Source organism: Lentzea albidocapillata subsp. violacea, assembly GCF_900100275.1.
Lineage (GTDB): Bacteria > Actinomycetota > Actinomycetes > Mycobacteriales > Pseudonocardiaceae > Lentzea > Lentzea violacea.
On sequence record NZ_FNET01000017.1, the window covers coordinates 134,074 to 150,916 of the forward strand.

Annotated in this window: 12 protein-coding genes; 4 read left to right on the forward strand and 8 right to left on the reverse strand. The window is 67.7% G+C overall.

The annotated features are described in order from the left end of the window. Positions 1-146: 146 nt before the first annotated feature. From BLR21_RS44455 to BLR21_RS30820, 5 genes are read right to left on the reverse strand one after another with little or no spacing between them, the layout of a single operon-like run. A complete protein-coding gene (locus BLR21_RS44455) occupies positions 147-2,867 on the reverse strand; it encodes a DUF5682 family protein (protein WP_090011480.1) in 2,721 nt (906 codons plus the stop codon). Then, on the reverse strand, positions 2,864-3,976 hold the full coding sequence (locus tag BLR21_RS30805) for an ATP-binding protein (protein ID WP_030475730.1): 1,113 nt from the start codon (positions 3,974-3,976) through the stop codon (positions 2,864-2,866). The genes BLR21_RS44455 and BLR21_RS30805 overlap by 4 nt, the downstream gene beginning before the upstream one ends. A gap of 41 nt (positions 3,977-4,017) precedes the next feature. Then, a complete protein-coding gene (locus BLR21_RS30810) occupies positions 4,018-5,382 on the reverse strand; it encodes a VWA domain-containing protein (protein ID WP_090011482.1) in 1,365 nt (454 codons plus the stop codon). Then, on the reverse strand, positions 5,379-6,791 hold the full coding sequence (locus BLR21_RS30815; RefSeq protein WP_090011484.1) for a hypothetical protein: 1,413 nt from the start codon (positions 6,789-6,791) through the stop codon (positions 5,379-5,381). Before BLR21_RS30815 ends, BLR21_RS30810 begins: the two co-directional genes overlap by 4 nt. After that, positions 6,761-7,258, reverse strand: a complete 498-nt coding sequence (locus BLR21_RS30820) for a hypothetical protein (protein WP_090011486.1) — start codon at positions 7,256-7,258, stop codon at positions 6,761-6,763. Before BLR21_RS30820 ends, BLR21_RS30815 begins: the two co-directional genes overlap by 31 nt. A 432-nt stretch (positions 7,259-7,690) precedes the next feature. Between BLR21_RS30820 and BLR21_RS30825 the strand changes: the two genes are divergently transcribed. Beyond that, complete coding sequence (locus tag BLR21_RS30825) at positions 7,691-7,981, forward strand: hypothetical protein (RefSeq protein ID WP_090011488.1); 291 nt, start codon at positions 7,691-7,693, stop codon at positions 7,979-7,981. Positions 7,982-8,056: 75 nt separating this feature from the next. On the opposite strand, the gene BLR21_RS30830 is transcribed toward BLR21_RS30825, so the two are convergent. Beyond that, a complete protein-coding gene (locus tag BLR21_RS30830; RefSeq protein WP_090011490.1) occupies positions 8,057-9,256 on the reverse strand; it encodes a S8 family peptidase in 1,200 nt (399 codons plus the stop codon). Positions 9,257-9,870: 614 nt separating this feature from the next. On the opposite strand from BLR21_RS30830, the gene BLR21_RS30835 reads away from it, so the two are divergent. The 3 genes from BLR21_RS30835 to BLR21_RS30845 are packed head-to-tail and all read left to right on the forward strand — an operon-like array spanning position 9,871 to position 13,103. Next, positions 9,871-10,782, forward strand: coding sequence for an alpha/beta fold hydrolase (locus BLR21_RS30835; RefSeq protein ID WP_090011492.1), 912 nt, complete (start codon positions 9,871-9,873; stop codon positions 10,780-10,782). A gap of 36 nt (positions 10,783-10,818) precedes the next feature. Continuing rightward, positions 10,819-12,114 (forward strand): hypothetical protein, encoded by a 1,296-nt coding sequence (locus BLR21_RS30840; protein WP_143027934.1) that lies wholly within the window; start codon positions 10,819-10,821, stop codon positions 12,112-12,114. Between the two features lie 26 nt (positions 12,115-12,140). Further along, positions 12,141-13,103 (forward strand): SAM-dependent methyltransferase, encoded by a 963-nt coding sequence (locus tag BLR21_RS30845; RefSeq protein ID WP_090011495.1) that lies wholly within the window; start codon positions 12,141-12,143, stop codon positions 13,101-13,103. 406 nt (positions 13,104-13,509) lie between these two features. Here the strand turns inward: BLR21_RS30845 and BLR21_RS30855 are convergent, their stop codons facing one another. Together BLR21_RS30855 and BLR21_RS30860 are read right to left on the reverse strand one after the other, a co-directional pair. Continuing rightward, positions 13,510-16,188 carry a tyrosinase family protein gene (locus BLR21_RS30855; RefSeq protein WP_176929872.1) on the reverse strand — a complete coding sequence of 893 codons (2,679 nt, stop codon included), beginning with the start codon at positions 16,186-16,188 and terminating at the stop codon, positions 13,510-13,512. A gap of 104 nt (positions 16,189-16,292) precedes the next feature. Beyond that, on the reverse strand, positions 16,293-16,843 hold a 551-nt coding region (locus BLR21_RS30860), incomplete at its 5' end, for an MFS transporter (RefSeq protein WP_143027935.1).

A 16,843-nucleotide genomic window follows, 5' to 3' on the forward strand; every position in this document is an offset into this window, starting at 1 on the left:
CCGTCCACAGCGGTGCCTCACGACGCGCTGGTCGCTCGCCCACCAACCCGTCCACAGCGGTGCCTGACGACGCGCCGGTCGCCTGCCCACCCACCCGTCCACAGTGGAGCATGACGACGCTCCGGTGGCGCGCTCCGACAACCGAATCAGGTGGCCAGCAGCGCCTCCAGTGCCACCGCGGTGTCCGGATGACGGCTCAGCAGCACCGCCCCGCCCGGCGCGGCCTGCCAGGAACCCCCGCAGCCCAGCAGGTCCGCCACCGCGTCACAGGTCGCCGGATGAGCGGCCAGCAGTGCGAGGCCGGTTCCGGACGTCGTGCGCGCCGCGAGCGGTGCGGGCTGGTCGAGCCAGGGCGGGACCCACTCGTCGAGCGCGGGGAGCCGGCCGGGGAACAGCCGGCCTGCCTCCCGGATGAGCAGCGGGACGAACTGCGCGCCACGGGAACGCAGGGTGCTGATCAGGGTGGGCAGCCACGGCAGCAGCAGCGGGTCCGGCAGGTGAGCGAACGCGTTGGACATCGTCTCCACCACGAAGTCCACCAGGCTCGGCACCGGGTCGAGGGCGTGCACGAAACCGCTCAGGTAGCGCGGATAGCTCGGCAGCGACAGCGGGTTGCCCAGCAGGTCGTCGCACCGGACGCGCAGTTCGGCCCGGGACAGGCGGCCGAGGTGGACCCGGGCGGCCCACAGCAGGGCCACCTTCGCCGGCTCTTCCGGGTGGGACTGGGCCACCGCGAGTTCCAGCTGGGTACGGTCGCAGCCCAGGGACAGGGCCAGGGACTCCATGCTGAACAGGAAGCCGAGCATGGCGGCCACCTGGTCGACGCCTGCTTCCTCGTCGGTGAACGCCGTCGGCAGCAGGGTGCAGTAGTGGGCGTAGCCGGTGCGGACGAAGGACTCGATCCATTGCGGTAGAACGGGTTCGTTCGTGCGGTAGTAGGCGAGCAGGCGGCGGGACCGGCGCAGGACCTCCGGCGCGCCGTCCACCGTGCGTTCGCCGGCCAGCACCTCCAGCGCTCGGGTGCCCAGGTCGCCCGCCAGGCGTGGGCTGTGCAGGTAGCGGACGGCGTCCTCGACGGCTTCGAGGACGCTCGCCGTGGTGGCCTGCGGGTCGTAGGCGCTGCGGCGGAGGCGTTGTTCCACGACCTGTTCGACGCTGACGCCCTCGTAGCCCAGTTCGATGAGGGCCCGCTGGTGGGTGCCGAGGGCGAGGTCCCACGACTCCTGGATCGGGCGTTCGCCCAGCTTCCGCTCGCCCATGATCGGACGGGCGGCGCCGCGTGGCAGCAGGTAGCGCAGCATCCACAGCAGGTTCGAGCAGGGTTCGAGCTCCGGCCGGGAGGCGATGTCGAGCAAGGCGCGCTGTACGCCGCGCTGCTGGAGCTTGAGGTCGAGCGGGGCGAGGCGGTCGTGCACGTCGCGGGCCAGGGGTGGCAGCGCGTCGTAGCCGACCTGGCCGATGCGGTCCCCGCCCATCATGATCTCGACCAGGCGCCCGACGTCCCGGCGTCCGGGGACGACGTCCTTCTCGATGCAGGTGACAGCGGCGTCCTGGAAGTCGTACGGCGTCGGCCGGGCCCGGTCACGCATGCCCGCCAGCAGGATCGAGGTCTCGAAGACCGCGATGGCGTCGGCGGTGGAGGCCAGATAGCCGTTGCGGCGGGCCGCGCGCACGATCTCCACGGACCAGCCGAGCAGCTCGGCCTCGTCGAGCCGGTCCAGCACCGGCGAACGGCGCAGGAAGCCGGAAAGCTGGTCGGCCGCGGCGAGTTCCGGGCCCGGACCGGGCAGCGCCGCGGGCTTGCGGGCCTTCTTCCCACCGGCCTGCCCGGCGAGCTGGCACGGGGTCACCCTGGTGCGCCGCAGGTTCTTCGCCCACTCGGTGGCCGCGATCGACACCGAGCCCGCCGCGAGGCCGAACTGCGCCTCGATCGCCGCGTGGCTCGACGGGATCAGGCCGTGCTGCCACACCGTCGCGCTGCGCGGGCTGATCACGAAGCCGTCGCTGCCGTCGACGCCGAACTCCGCGACCCGGCTGGCCGCGTGGAAGGCGCCACAGACGTACAGGCAGTCCGCCGGGTCCGCACCGCTGACGGCCAGGTGCTCGCGCATCCGCGTCCACATGTACCGCTCACGGTCCTCGTCGACCCGTACCCGGCGCGGATCGCCGGGGGCGAGCCGCCGGAACAGGCTGCCGATCAGGAACATCACCTGGCGGTAGGTGTCGTGGTCGCTGTCGCCGAGCGGGAGCTCGACGTACTGGTGCCACCACTCCGACCAGTGCCGCACCTTGCCGTGGTGCAGCAGGTACTCCTCCAGCTCGGCGAAGCGCGGCCGCAGATCACCGATCTCCACGCCGACCGCGTCGCCGTGCAGTGCGTCCTCGTCCGCCGGTCTGGTCTCCGGTGGCTGCCACTGGAACACGTGGTCCGAGGAACGGTCCACCAGGACCAGCTCGACCCCCGGTGTGTCCAGCGCGTAGGCGATCGCCTGGTACTCCGCGGACGCCTCGGTGATCGGCGCGACCACCGACAGCGGCGCCCACTCGGCCGGGAACCCGTCGACCTCGCTGGAGAACGCCTGCACCGCAACGGGAAGACGGCAGTTGCGCAGCTCGGTGAGCAGCGGCGCCATGTCCTCGCAGAGCTCCAGGTAGATCACCTTGGGCTGCTTGTCCCGCAACCGGCGGGCCATGGCCACCGCGGAGGCCGGGGAGTGGTGGCAGACCGGGAAGATCTCCAGCGGTTCGGAGACCGCGCGGTCCACGTCGTCGACCATGCCGAGCAGGATGCCCTCCAGGGCACCGGGTCCGTCGGCGAAGGTCGTCGCGGCCTGCTGCAGCTGCGTGCGCAGCGACTCGAAGCTCACGAGAGGGTGGCGATCGTGTCGCGGCCGCCGGCCAGGAACTCCGGCCACAGCCCGCCCTCGTCCTTGCCCCGCGGCTCGACCACGCCGTGCAGGTACTTGTTCATGATCGCCAGGTCCTCTGGCGCCCGCCGTGACAGCGACCCCACCAGCGAGGAGCCGAGCGAGCGCGCGGTCAGCTCCCGCTCGCCGAAGAAGTTGCTGTGCAGGATGGCGTCCTCCAGCACACCGATCTGCTCCGCGGTGGACAACGCGGACTCCAGCTTCTCGTCGTCGCTGCCCGCCGCCGCCGATGCCGCGCGCAGGTCGGCGAAGCTGCGCAGCAGCACGTCCAGCAGGGTCGGCGGCACGTCCAGCTCGATCTGGTGCCGGCGCAGCAGTTCCTCTGTCCGGAACCGGACGATCTCGGCCTCGCTCTTCTTGTTCGTCACCACCGGGATGCGCACGAAGTTGAACCGCCGCTTCAGCGCCGAGGACAGGTCGTTGACGCCGCGGTCGCGGCTGTTCGCGGTGGCGATGATCGAGAAACCGGGCTGGGCGAAGACGATGTTGTCGGTGTCCAGCTCCGGCACCGAGACGTACTTCTCGGACAGGATGGAGATCAGCGCGTCCTGGACGTCGCTGGTGGAGCGGGTCAGTTCCTCGAACCGGCCGATGGTGCCGGACTCCATCGCGTTCATGATCGGCGACGGGATCATCGACTCGCGGGACTGCCCCTTGGCGATCACCATCGACACGTTCCACGAGTACTTGATGTGGTCCTCGGTGGTGCCGGCGGTGCCCTGCACCACCTGGGTGGAGTTGCGGGAGATGGCGGCGGCCAGCAGTTCGGCCAGCCAGCTCTTGCCGGTGCCGGGGTCGCCGATGAGCAGCAGACCGCGGTCGGACGCCAGCGTCACGATGGCGCGTTCGACGATGCTGCGGTCGCCGAACCACTTCTGCGCGATCTCCCGGTCCAGGCCGTCGGACCGCTCGGCGCCCAGGACGAACAGCCGGATCATCTTCGGCGACAACCGCCAGGAGAACGGCTTGGGGTTGTCGTCGACGGACTCCAGCCAGTCCAGTTCCTCGGCGTACTTGAGCTCGGCGGGGGCGCGCAACAGGTCGGACATGTCTTCGTGGTGCCTTTCGGGGAAGTCGGCAGGGACAGAAGTCAGATGGTGAGGAAGGTCTTCAGCTCGTGGACGAGCTTGCGGATGTGGCCGGAGATCACCGGCGTGCCCAGGTCCTTGAACCGCTCGCGGAACCACGGGTTCACGCTGCCGCGGCCGGAGCTCGTCACCGAGCCGACCGGGATGAACTTGGCCCCGGAGCGGTGGATCGCCGCCATCGAGTCGTAGAGCTGCTCGCAGTGGCTCTCGTAGAAGTCGGAGATCCACACCACCACGGTGTTGCGCGGCTCGGCGATCTTCGGCTGGGTCAGCGCCATCGCCACCGTGCCGTCGGTACCGCCACCGAGTTGGGTGCGCAGCAAGGTCTCGAACGGGTCCGCGACCCACGGGGTCAGGTCCAGCGCCCTGGTGTCGTAGGCGATCAGGTGCACGTCCACCTTGGGCAGCCCGGCGAAGATCGAGGCCAGGATGGTGCAGTTGACCATCGAGTCGACCATGGAGCCGGACTGGTCCACCACCGCGATCAACCGCTGCGGTGTGGTCTTGCGGGCGGTGTGCCGGTAGTAGAGGCGGTCGACGTAGAGCCGTTCCTCCTCCGGGCTCCAGTTCGTCAGGTTCTTCCAGATCGTGCGGTCGAGGTCGAGGTTGCGGAACACCCGCTTCGGCGGCACCGACCGGTCCAGCGCGCCGGCCGAGGCCTTCTCCACCTGCGTGCGCAGCACCTCGGCCACCTCATCCACGAAGCGGCGGATCAGCGACTTGGCGTTGGCCAGCGCCACCCCGGAGAGGTTGTCCTTGTCCCGCAACAGCTGCTCGATCAGCGACATGCTCGGCGTGAGCTGGGCGGCGAGCGCCGGGTCCGCGAGCACCTCGCGCAGGTGCATGCGCTTGACCAGATCCGCTTCCAGGGCCCCGAGTTCAGGACCGATCCGCGGGATCAGGTTGCTCAGGTCCGGCGTGCCGGAGCCCGTCCCGGTGCCGGTCTGGCCGGCCTGCCGGCCACCACCACGCAGTTGCCCCGGCCGGCAGCCCAGCGCACGTTCCAGCCAGCCCGCGTCGGCCTGCCACCGGGACAGCTGCCCGGCGGTGACGGTGCCGGACCCGGTGGCGAAGACGTTCAGCAGCACCTTCGACACCAGCGCGGCCCGCCGCACCTCGGCCGCCTTGTCCCGTTCGTCCCCAGTCTCGGGAACCATCACGCCGTCGAACTCGGCGGCGAGCCCAGGGTGGCGCTGCACGATCGAATCGACACCGGCCTGCGGGTCCAGCAGTGCGGGCGGCAAGCCGATGTCCTGCAGCACGGCCAAGCTCGCCGACTCCAAAGTGGACTGTTCCTCGTGGTCGAACAGCCGGGACAGCAACCGCCAGTAGAGGACCTGCCGGCGGTTCTCCTGTGCGTCGGTCATCTGCGCAACAACCTTCCGGCACGCTCGCGCAGCACCGTCGCGGCGTCGGTCGCGGCCTTCTCCGCCTTGACACCCGCCTTGTCCACCGCGCCACCGGCCCACGCACCGGCGTGCAGGGCCACGACCTTCTTGCGCGCGGTGGTCTCGACGGCGAGCGGCTGAACCCGGAACATGCCCGCCTCCCAGCGCAACAGGCCGATGCACGCGTTCGACGTCGCCACCGCTTCCGGCGTGAGCGGCCCGGCGGCCGGCACCCGGTCGGTGTCCACGGCGACAGGCTGCCCGGCGAGGGAGAAGGTCAGCGTCTCCCCCGGCTGCTCGGCGCTGTGGCCCTCCAGGAACACGGGCACGGCGATGCGCGCCGGGTGCCGGTCCAGCGGCGCCGTCGGCAGAGCGCTCGCGGCCGGCAGGACGACCCGCGCGGTGACGAACGGATCGGCCGGCTCACCGAGCCTCGCGTGCTCGTCGCGCCACACCAGGTCACCCTCGCCGGTGATCGGCATGTCGGTGAGGTCCATGGACCTGCCCTCGCTGACGGCCGTCAGCAACGACAGGTGCGGCCGCAGCAACTGCCAGATCCCGGCACCGATGATCGTGTCCGGCTTCGGCGCGGACACGCTGGCGCGCACCAGGAAGGGCGTGCCGCCAACCGGCTCGAACACCGCGTGCACCTGGGCCTGCGCGGCGGTCGCGTGCTCGTGCAGGTCCACTCCCAGCGGCAGCAGCCGCCCGGTCACCGTGCTCGCAGGAGCCTCCGTCGCACCGGGCAACGTCAGCAGCATCGCGCGTGACCACAGATCTCCCCAGCGGCGCAACGGAATCCGCTCCAGGGCGGACCCGGGGCACGAGGCGGCCAACTCGGCCGCGAACCCGTCCAGCAGCGCGGCCAGCCTGCGCAGCCGAGGTTCGGGCAGCAGCGCGGAGATCACCGGTTCGGCACCGGAGACCAGGTCGTGGTCGATGCCCTGCCAGCCGGCTCGAGCCAGGTCGGCCAGCCAGGACCGAGCCGCCAGCACCAGGTTCTCGGCCTGACCCCCGCCCGGCACCGGCACGCTCGAGCCGCCCTGAGCCCGTCCGGTAGCCTGCTCGACCCGCACCATCAGCGCGTCGTGCACCGACCCGAGCAGCGCGGTCCGAGCCGCCGCAAGGGAAAGGAAGTGTTCCTCGCCCGCAGCGCCGGCCGCCGCCTTCTCCACGGCCTCCGCAACCCTGGCACTCAGCGGGGACCCAGTCACCGCGTCGGCCAACGCGGCCAGCCCGGCGACCTGGGCAGGCTGCGGCCGCAACAGCCCGGCGGCCAGCGCCTGATCAACGCCGGCGACGGCCACCAGCACCTCGTCAAGCCCGTCGACGGGATCTGCCAGCAGATCGGCGCGCATCACACCACCACCCTGGTCGGCGGGAACCACTGCATCTCCGGCAGCGGGTCAGTCGTCGCGGGAAGCTCCACATAGGCCAGATGACGCAGAAAGCGACTGAACACCTGTGCCGCGGCGGCACTGTCCGCCTGCGACGGCCGCGCGCCCATCATGAGCGCGTAGATGGCCTGCGCGTCCATGTCCGCGGCGTCCACTCGCAGGTACCGCGCCACCCGTTCCACCCCGTACTGCAGCACCGCCTCCGTGATGAGGGCGAAGATGTGGTTGCAGAACGACCCCCGCGCACCACCACACGGCCGGTTGTTGTTGGTGCTGCAGGCAAACTCGTAACTGCCCGCGGCGACCGAAGAGACATACACCCGCTCGATGTCCGACCCACTGGACACCACCCCCTGCAACCGCCCGTCAGCCAACTCGACGAACGGCACCTTGGCGAGCTTGCGCGGGCGTGCGGGTGGCAACACCCGCGCCGTGCTCGCACTTTCCCAGTCTGACAACGATCCCTCTCCCTGCCCCCGAGCGAGTCGATCCGCCGGTCCGGCGGCGCAGGAGAGACGTTAGCGCCGAGCACCGACAATTTTCGGCGGCCAGCGCCGGCCGGCCGAAACCCGCAGGTCGACGAGGCGGCGTCACCGCGGGCACTCGCTGGCTGCACCCGAAGGGCGCAATGACCTTGCGCCATCTCGCTTGGAGTCATTCCAAGCAGTAAGACGAGCAGCGAAGGATGCTCGATGCGCCCAAGCTGAAGGAACACGCTGAGCTCGCATCTCAGCAAGGCCGACGCGCAGTTCCGGGTGTGGATGCACGAAAATCTCAGACGAGTGGTGGGCCGAACTACGCAGAACGAGCGAGTCGACCACGTCAACGCCGACCAAGCCTAGGTCACCGGCCGGATACAGCAGCAGTTCGGGAACTGGGTGAACCCCGTTGTGCGCGAATGGGAAACGGTGCACGGCGATCTGCACTGGGCGAACCTGATGGGCCCGAAGTTCGGTCTGCTGGACAGGGAATCGTGGGGCCGCGGTCCAGCAGGAACGGACGCGGCCACCCTGCTCAACTACAGCCTTCTCGTACCGCAGACCGTTGAGCGAGTGCGCGACACGACCGACGCCGGACTGCCCGCCCAGTTCTACGTGGCCGCCCGGCTGCTGCACCGCGCAGACAGGGGCGATCACCCGGATCTCGTCGCGCCGCTCAGAAGGCACGCCGACAGCTGGTGACGACTTCGTTCGGCAACCCGGAAGGGGAGTCTTCGCATCGCCGAAGCGCCGCGAAGATTCCCCTTCCGGATCAGATCAGGCGCTCGGAGCCAGGTACAACAAACGGTTCGGTGAGCCCGACCCGGCACCGGTGACCTTGCCCGTGGTCGCGCCCGAGGTCAGCGCGCTCGACACCTGGGCGGGCGTTGCCGACCGGTTGTTCTGCAGGTACCGGGCAACCACGCCCGCCACGTGCGGGGCCGCCATCGACGTGCCGCTGATGGTGCTCGTCGCGGTGTCGCTGGTGCTCCAGGCCGACGTGATCGAGGAACCGGGTGCGAAGATGTCCAGCACCGAACCGTAGTTCGAGTAGCTGGCACGCGCGTCGGTGCTGGTCGTAGCGCCCACCGTGATCGCGGCGGCGACACGGGCCGGGGAGTAACTCGACGCGTTGGCGTTGCTGTTGCCGGCGGCGACCGCGTAGGTCACGCCGGCGGCGATCGAGCGGTTCACGGCGGCGTCGATGGTGCTCGACGCGCCGCCGCCCAGGCTCATGTTCGCCACCGCGGGCTTGATCGCGTTCGCGGTCACCCAGTCGATGCCCGCGACGACACCGGCGGTCGTGCCGCTGCCGTCGTCGTCGAGCACGCGAACCCCGTACACGGTGGCCGCCTTCGCGACACCGTAGGTGCTGCCGGCGATGGTGCCCGCCACGTGGGTGCCGTGACCGTTGCCGTCCTGCGCGACCGCGTCACCGTCAACGAAGTCGTAGCCGTTCCTCGCCCTGCCACCGAAGGTGGAATGGCTGATCCGCACGCCGGTGTCGATCACGTACACGTTCACGCCGCTGCCGGTCGAGGTGTAGTTGTAGGAACCGCTCAGCGGACGCGACGCCTGGTCGATCCGGTCCAGCCCCCACGACGGCGGGTTGCTCTGGGTGGTGCCGGCGCGGAAGACCTGGTCCTGCTCGACGTACTCGACCGCGGGGTCGGCGGCGAGGCGCTTGGCCTGCCGCTCGGACAGCTTCACCGTGAAACCGCGCAGTGCGGTGCCGAACACGCGGTCGACGCCACCGCCGTTGCGGGCCGCCACGGCGTTCGCGGTGGCTTCGGTGGCCGACACCGATGCCGGCGTGTCCTTCAGCTTCACGACGTAGCTGCCCGGCACCTTTTCGGCGGCGTCGGCGGAACGGATTTCGCCTTCCGCGGCCTGAGCGGGCACGGTCAGCAGGGAAACAGCGACGGTGCTCACAATTCCGACTCCGACCAGGAACCGGACGTTTCGTGACTGTTGCATCAGGGTTTTCCATTCTCGGACAGTGACGAATGGCGCGCCCACGCAGGTCTGCAGGGGCGGGACGCGTACCCGTCACTTGTTCGGCTTCACTCAGGACAACAGCGCCCTCAACTCGTTCGCAGAGCGTAAGTATTCGAGCCGCTCGATGGAAAGCCATGGAAATTGCCAGTTTTGACGAGTGTCAAAACAACATTCCTGTGCGTTTTCTGTGAGCAAACTGTGAGCGGCTTACCCAGCGGAAACATTGCGGAAATCGGACTGATACAGAAAGCACTCCGGTGACCGTGTACGTGACGGGACTGGCGGTCACGCGGCCGTCGTGCCCGAACCACCGGTGCCACGGAGCCCACGGCAGCGTCGACGAAGAGACCAGCTCGGGCTGCGTGGGCCTGCGGACCGCGGGCCGTAACGGACCGCAAGAAACTGCGATATGAGCACTACCAGAACACCCGAAAAATACGGAACCAAGCGAACCCGAAATACCAGAGGATTCCACACTCAGAGGAGCATTAGGGCCTGCCGGACGCCGATCAGCCAGGCTTTCCATTGGCGCCGCAAGGATCGATACGCTACGGACGATCAACTCTCGTGGCCAGCTCAGGAAAGGAGCTGACGTGGACTACTGTCCATTTGACATCGTCTCACGCGAAGACACCTTCGGACTGGAAGCCCGCAGCGTCCCCACCCACTATGGATCCATCAGAGCCAGGGTGAGCAAGACCCAGAATTCGGATTCGGCCACCCTCTACATTCACGGGGTGGGCGCCGACTGGACCACCTGGACACCCATGATCAGGGCCGAGGCCGCCTGCGGCTTCCGCACGCACGATCAAATATTCATCAATATGCCGGGATTCGGCGATTCCGACAACCGTCTCGACAAGCTCGACATAGCCGACGTCGGCGACACCATTCTTTCGGTAGTGGCAACGCTCGGCTATTCGAGCGTCAGAGTCGTCGGCCACTCGATGGGCGGTTTCCTGACTCTCGACATGGCGAGCCGGCGGTCTGACCGCATCACCTCGATTCACCTTATCGCGGGCCCCTACTTCTCAATTTTGACCAGCATCCAACATCCGCTCCTCAGCTTCGGACACGATCCGATTGTCGCGGCGACTTTCGGCGCCCAGTATCTGCTCGCCCGAGCCGGCAGGCTGCAGACCAGTTTGCTCGCGCTCAGCTACCGCATTGGGTTTGCACGTGCACTCCTGGCCCCTTTCGTCACCCACCCCTCAGCCTTGAGGGACTCCATAGTAAAGAACCTCTGCCAGCAGAGTAACCCTCGCGGCTTGATCCTTACCGCCGCAAATGGCGATGGATACGAAGCCGACGAGCAGTGGTCAAAGATATCCTGCCCGATATGGGCCGTTTTTGCCGATAAAGACAACCTTGTTCCACAGAAGGATATGAAGAGATTTCTAAGATGCCAACCCGGTGCGCACTGCACCACAGTGGAGGACGCAGGACATCTGTTGCATCTGGAGCGTCCGGTACCCGTACTGAAGTCACTTGGCCTTTGGACGTAAGAGCACATCGAGATATCAGAGACACCGGGACGCCTCATGGAATCCGAGCAGGTGCAGGACAAGATTGAAGTTCAGCCTTCAGCGGAAGGCAAGGTTCCAGATGCACGACACACATCCATCACAGGTGCCATGTCCAGATCCTGGGCATCCTTTCGGCGCGGCCTGAGCCTGACAGTCGAGTTCGCGAGACGGTTGGACCCCCTCTCGGCGACCGGCAACGTAAGTGGCAAGCGGGAAATTTTTCTACTTTTCTTCATACCGGTACTCTGCTTCTGCGGCGTACTCACCGCAGCGTGGCTCGCCGGCGTGGCCTACGCTCCAGGCTGTAACAGCGCAAGCAACTTCATCGCAAACTTGTTCTTTCAACCGACTCGGGATTCCACCTGCCGGTTTGTTCCTTTCCTGTCGGACGTACCGATGATCATCCTGTCGATCACGAGCCCGTTTGCGTTTGTTGCCTATCGACTTCTCAGACGAAGACTCGCCTCACTGTTCAACGCCCTGAAGTCGACCGGACTTTTGCTCAACTCGCACGAGTCGACATCCAAGATCTCTGGTGGTATCGAACGACTCGAGCGGGTCGTCGACCTGTCCCCCGTCCGGTGGATCGGCATCTTCAGTGCCTCGGTCGCAATGACGACGTGGCTCTATTGGAGGAACCTCCGCGAGGGCGACCTGTTCAATACGCTGGCGACCACCGCCGCCGACGGATCGACCAACACGGCGCAGCTACGCGACTCCTGGTGGGCGAACTACCACCATCACCCGCTGTTGGCGGCTCTCTGCGTCTTCATTGGCTCGATCGGTGTGATGTACGCCTTACGAGCCGGTTGGCTGTACCTGCGACTCGGCTTCGTACTGTGGGCGACTCGAAAAACCACACCGGAGGATCTTCCGATTCACTACGTCCCTCGATGGCAGGACAAGAGCTACGGCTGGAGTCCCGTCACCGGCGTACTGATGTTGGTCTACGTTTCCACCATCAACTTCGGAATATCCATGGTTTCGGTCTTTGACATGCTGCGGAACGAAAAATGGACGCTGGCCGTTGCCGGAGCCTTCACCTTGCTGGGAATCGTGTCGAACCTGACGATCATCTGGACATCGATCCATCGCATCCTGGCGGCACACAGCGCGGTCGGAGTTCGGCTCCGCAAGGAGCTGTCGGACCGAACCGCGCCACCTACTCTCACACCAGAGGAAGCGTTCTTCGCACGCCAAGAGCTGGCTACCTGGCGCCGGATTCCGGTAGCGAGCTTCGTCGGTAGCGCCATCAAGATCCTTCCTGGCCTGTACGCACTCGTCCAGTTCGCTCGAATCTTGTTCACCTAGTCAACCGATGCGTGAAAGGACCGCGAATGCGACGAACCGAACATGCTGACGCGTTAGATCTCGATTGGCCACACCTCCGGCCGCGCGGGGCAAACCCTCTGCGGGCCTACGTGGCACGTCGCATGTTCTTGTGGAGTGTCCGCAAGCTGCCCCTCTCGGTTCTTCTGCCCAATGGCGAGAGACATGGCGGAGGCAATGGCCAGTTCAAGCATGGCGGAGATCCGGCGCTACTGATCTCCGATCCTGAAACCTTCTTCAGCCGCTTGGGTTCGGATGGCGCACTGGGCTTCGGTGAGTCGCACCTGCTGAATTCCTGGACAAGCGGTTCCTCACCCGAGATCAACCAGATCGCCTACGACGAACTGGCGGCCTGGCTGGCGATCTACGGACGCTGGCTGAGGAAGAAGGAATCGGCACTCACCTATCAAGCTCGCGCTATCTGGCAGCTCGGGTTGCCGAGATCTGAAGCCAACAGCAGACTGGGTGCGAGGTCCAATGTTCGCGCACACTACGATCTCGACTCCCGCTTGTTCGAGCTGTTTCTCGACGAGTCCATGACGTACTCGTCGGCCTGGTTTGAACCGGGCGACGACTTGGCCACGGCGCAGCGGCGCAAAATCGATGCGATCCTGGACCTGGCCAGAGTCGGACCGGGTAGCCGGCTGCTGGACATCGGTAGCGGGTTTGGGGCTCTGGCATGCAGAGCAGCCAGCGAACGCGAAGCGAACGTAGTCGGGCTGACGCTGTCATCGAACCAGCTGAAGCATGCGACAACGCACTCGGAGGAGCGTGGAATCGGCGAACTCGTACGCTTTCGACTGGAAGACTATAGGGAACATTCCGGCTCGTACGATTCCGTCGTCAGCGTCGAGATGATCGAGGCAGTCGGGTCGGAGTACTGGGAAGAATACTTTCAGACGGTGGATCGACTCCTTCGGCCGGGAGGCTGGTTCGCACTTCAGGCGATCACGTTTCGCACCGGAAGATGACGTCGTCCCGTCGCGACTTCAGCTGGGTTGACCGCTATATCTTCCCGGGCGGGCAGCTTCCCAGCCTGCGGGCCATTTCCAGGATAGTTCGATCGTCCACCACGCTTGAGATCACCGAAACCCGACGACTGAGCGACTCTTATGCGCAGACCCTGAGGGAATGGCGACACCGGTTTACCGAGGCACTGCCGACGGTAAAAACGCTCGGATTCGACGAACGGTTCTGCCGCCTGTGGAATCTTTACTTGTCCTACTTTGAGGCATCCTTCCGGGCACGGTACTGCAATGTATGGCAGATCGGAATGCGCAAGCGAGCCTGATGCCTTTTCTCGAGCCTCGACGGACGCCGCCGTGCTCGACCGCGTCGTCGAGCACGGTGGCCTGTTCAGCCGATCGGCGCTGTCACCTAACGACAAGCGGACTTGACGCAGGCGGCGACCCGGTCGGGGTCGATCTTGTTCCGTTCCAGGAGCCGGCGCACGCCGTCGTTCTCCAGCAGGCAGAGCAGGAACGCGCAGCCGTCCAGATCGCGGCCGGGCCGGGGACGGGGGTCGATCACCAGCGGAGGCGCCTGGTCACCGCGCGACCAGACGGCGAAAGTGCGGAGCTCCTCGCGAGTGAACGCAGTGCCGCGCAGATCCGCGCCTCTCGCCCGGACCAGCACCCGGTACACCCCCGGCTCCGCGGTGGGAATCGAGACGGCGAACATCCCAGGCCCGGACAGCGGCATGACCACCTGGCCTCCGCTGGGACCGGTCACCACGGCACTCACGGCCGCGGAGGACAACGGGATCCCGCTGTCCGTCAAGGTCGCCGTCAGCAGCGCCGGAGTGCCAGGCAGCCGCGAGCCCTGGCTCAGCGCCACGCCGAGCCGCAGTGCGCTGCGGGCCTGCACCGACAACGTGAACGGCACGCCGTGCGCCTTGATTCCCGTCACGATCCGCTCGAACAGCTGCCCGCCGCGTTTGCGGTCAGCGAGGCGCTCGCGCAGTTCGGTGATCCAGCCATCAAGCTCGCGCCCCTCCACCGACAGCACCGCCTGCCACTCCCCCGCCTGACCTGCCACCCGCAGCACGCGGTAGGCCTCGCCGACGACCTCCACCGGGCTCGCGGTGGAGCCGTCCGGTGCGATGAGCTCGACGCGCAATGCCCGCGCCGTCTCACCGAGCACCAGCACGTCCGCGCGGATGTCGGCGGCGGTGAGCAGGAACGGGACGACGACCTTGCCGCCGACCGGGACGAAGCCGTCGGGGTCGACCACGATGGCGGCGTTCGTCGCTCCGGCCAGCACCTGGGCGAAGTACTTCTGCAGCAGGAGCTGGTCGTCCGCGCCGGGGTTGCCGGTGAGCAGGAGGTAGCCGCCGGTGCCGTTGGCGATGTCGGCCAGGGCGCCGGGGTTGAGCTGGTCGGCGGTTCCGAGGCCGATGGCGAAGACGCGGCTGTGCACGGAGGACGCGGCGGCGGCGATGGTCTTGTCTGCTGTTTCGTGGCCGTCGGTGAACACCACGGTGGCCGTGTGGTCGTAGTCCATCGTGATCGGTGCGAGCTGGGCGGCGGCGCTCTCCAGGCCGTCGCCGATGGCGGTGAGCCCGCTCGGGTCGGTGAGCGTCCCGGTGATCGCGGTGGACGCGGCGAGACGGCCGGCTCCGCCGATCATGGGACCGGCGTCCGCGACCGGTGCGGCTTCGGCGGCGTCGGTGTCGAAACGGACGACGCCGATGGCGTCGTTGTCGTCGAGCAGCGTGACGAACAGCGGCGCGGAGTCGTGCAGCACGTCCATGCGGGTCTTGCCCAGCAGGCCGGAGCTGAGGCTCATGCTGCCGGAGCGGTCCAGGACCAGTGAGGTCGCCACGGTCGGGTTCCCCACCACCGTGGCGGTCACCGGGACCACGAACACGTCACCGGTCTCGTCGATCGTGACCGTCAACGTCCCGGAGTCCGACGAGCCCTCCGCGCCTGGCGTGTAGAGCACCCAGACCAGCAGGTCGGTGGCCTCGAAGCCGTTGGGGTGCGGCGAGGTGACCGAGGCGGACAGGACGGTGAACGGGGCGGTCACCGACGCGGTGGCGGTCACCTCGGTGCAGCCGCGGACACGCAGCCGCAGCGCGCGGGCGGTCGGCAGGTGCTCGATGACGTCGAGGAACCGGATCGGGTCGCCGGCCACGGGCGAGAGCTGTTCCACGGTCAGCGGGAGGGTGTCGTAGCAGGGCGGGCGCACCACGGACGGGTGGCGGCAGTTCTTGCTCTCGACCGCGGGCGATGCGCCGACCCACGGGTCGAGCGGCGCGCCGAACTGGACGGTGCCGTTCCAGGGCTGCATCGGGTCCAGGATGCTGCCGGGTCCGGTGGTGTTCGACTGGTCGCCGTACACCTGGTCCGGATCGAGCCGCCAGTCCTGCCCCGGCTGCGCCTGCCACATCGCGAACAACCGGTCCACGTTGCTGTGCAACAGGAACACGAACGGATCCTCGAACGCCTGGTGCTGGCCACCGATGTCCCCGCCGACGTAACCGTGCGCGCTGCCGTGCCACCCCTCCAGCTCGTTGCGGAACGCTTCCCACTGCTCGGCCTGGGGAAGGCCGTCGGCGCTGCCGATGATCGCCGCGTCGGAGTCGATCCCCGGTGCGCCGAGACCCGCGTCCCGCTCGACGGACTGGGGAGGATCGGCCGGGTTTCCGGTCTGTTCGCGGCTGCCCGCGAGCACGCCACCGTTGTGCAGCGCGGCGAGCGGTCCGTCGACCATTCCGTTCATCGTGCCGTAGAGGGTGCTGGAGGAGAGGTCGACGGTGCCGCCCTGACCGTCGGACGCGGCGCGCGGGTCCTGCGTCCAGTCCCAGTAGTGCAGGGCGACATCAGGGTTCGACTGCTGCAGCAACGCCTCGAACCGGTTGCAGAGCTCGCGGTGCCACGGCAGGAAGGAGTTGCCGCCGTGGTTGTGCGTCGACTGGTGGATTTCGTCCTGCTTGTCCCAGTAGGACACTCCTCCGGGGAAGGCGTGCAGGTCGGCCTGCAGCAGGGCGTCGATGAACGCCTGCCGCTCGGCGGTCGTGAGGTGAGCGATGTTCCGTCTGACCGGTCCAGCCATCGTGGGCCCCCTTCGTGCGGATAACTCGCGGAGGGCGGGCGGCGCGCGCAAATACACCATCGCCGCCCGCCTTCGTGAGGCGGGCGGCGAACCGAGGTGGATGATCAGACGCCGGCAGGCTCGCGCTCGGCGTCCCGGGCAGCCGCACGGCTGCCGCGCAACGTCCCGGCCGCGATGAGCGCGCCCGCCACCGCGATGCCGGCGGCACCGATGAACGCGGCGGACACACCGGTGGTCATCGCGGTCGCGTCACCGAGCTGACCGGCTCCGAACGAGGCGGCCAGCGCGGTCATCGCGGCCAGGCCGAGCGCGGACCCGATCTGGTAGCTGGTGTTGACGATGCCCGACGCGAGGCCGCCTTCCTCCGGACGTGCGCTGGAGATGGCGGTGCCGAGCGAGGGGATGAACGCCAGCGCCATGCCGGTCGCGGCCAGCAGCGACGCGGGCAGCACGTCCACCCAGTAGTTGCCGTCCGGGCGCACCAGGGCCAGCCACCCCAGACCGGCGGCGAGCACGACGAGCCCGGTCACCACCATCGGCTTGACGCCGAACCGCGCGGTGAGCCGAGGCGCCACGACCACCATCAGCACCATGATCGCGGTGGTCATCGGCAGCAGCGCCGAGCCGCTGGCGAAGGCACCGAGACCCAGCACCT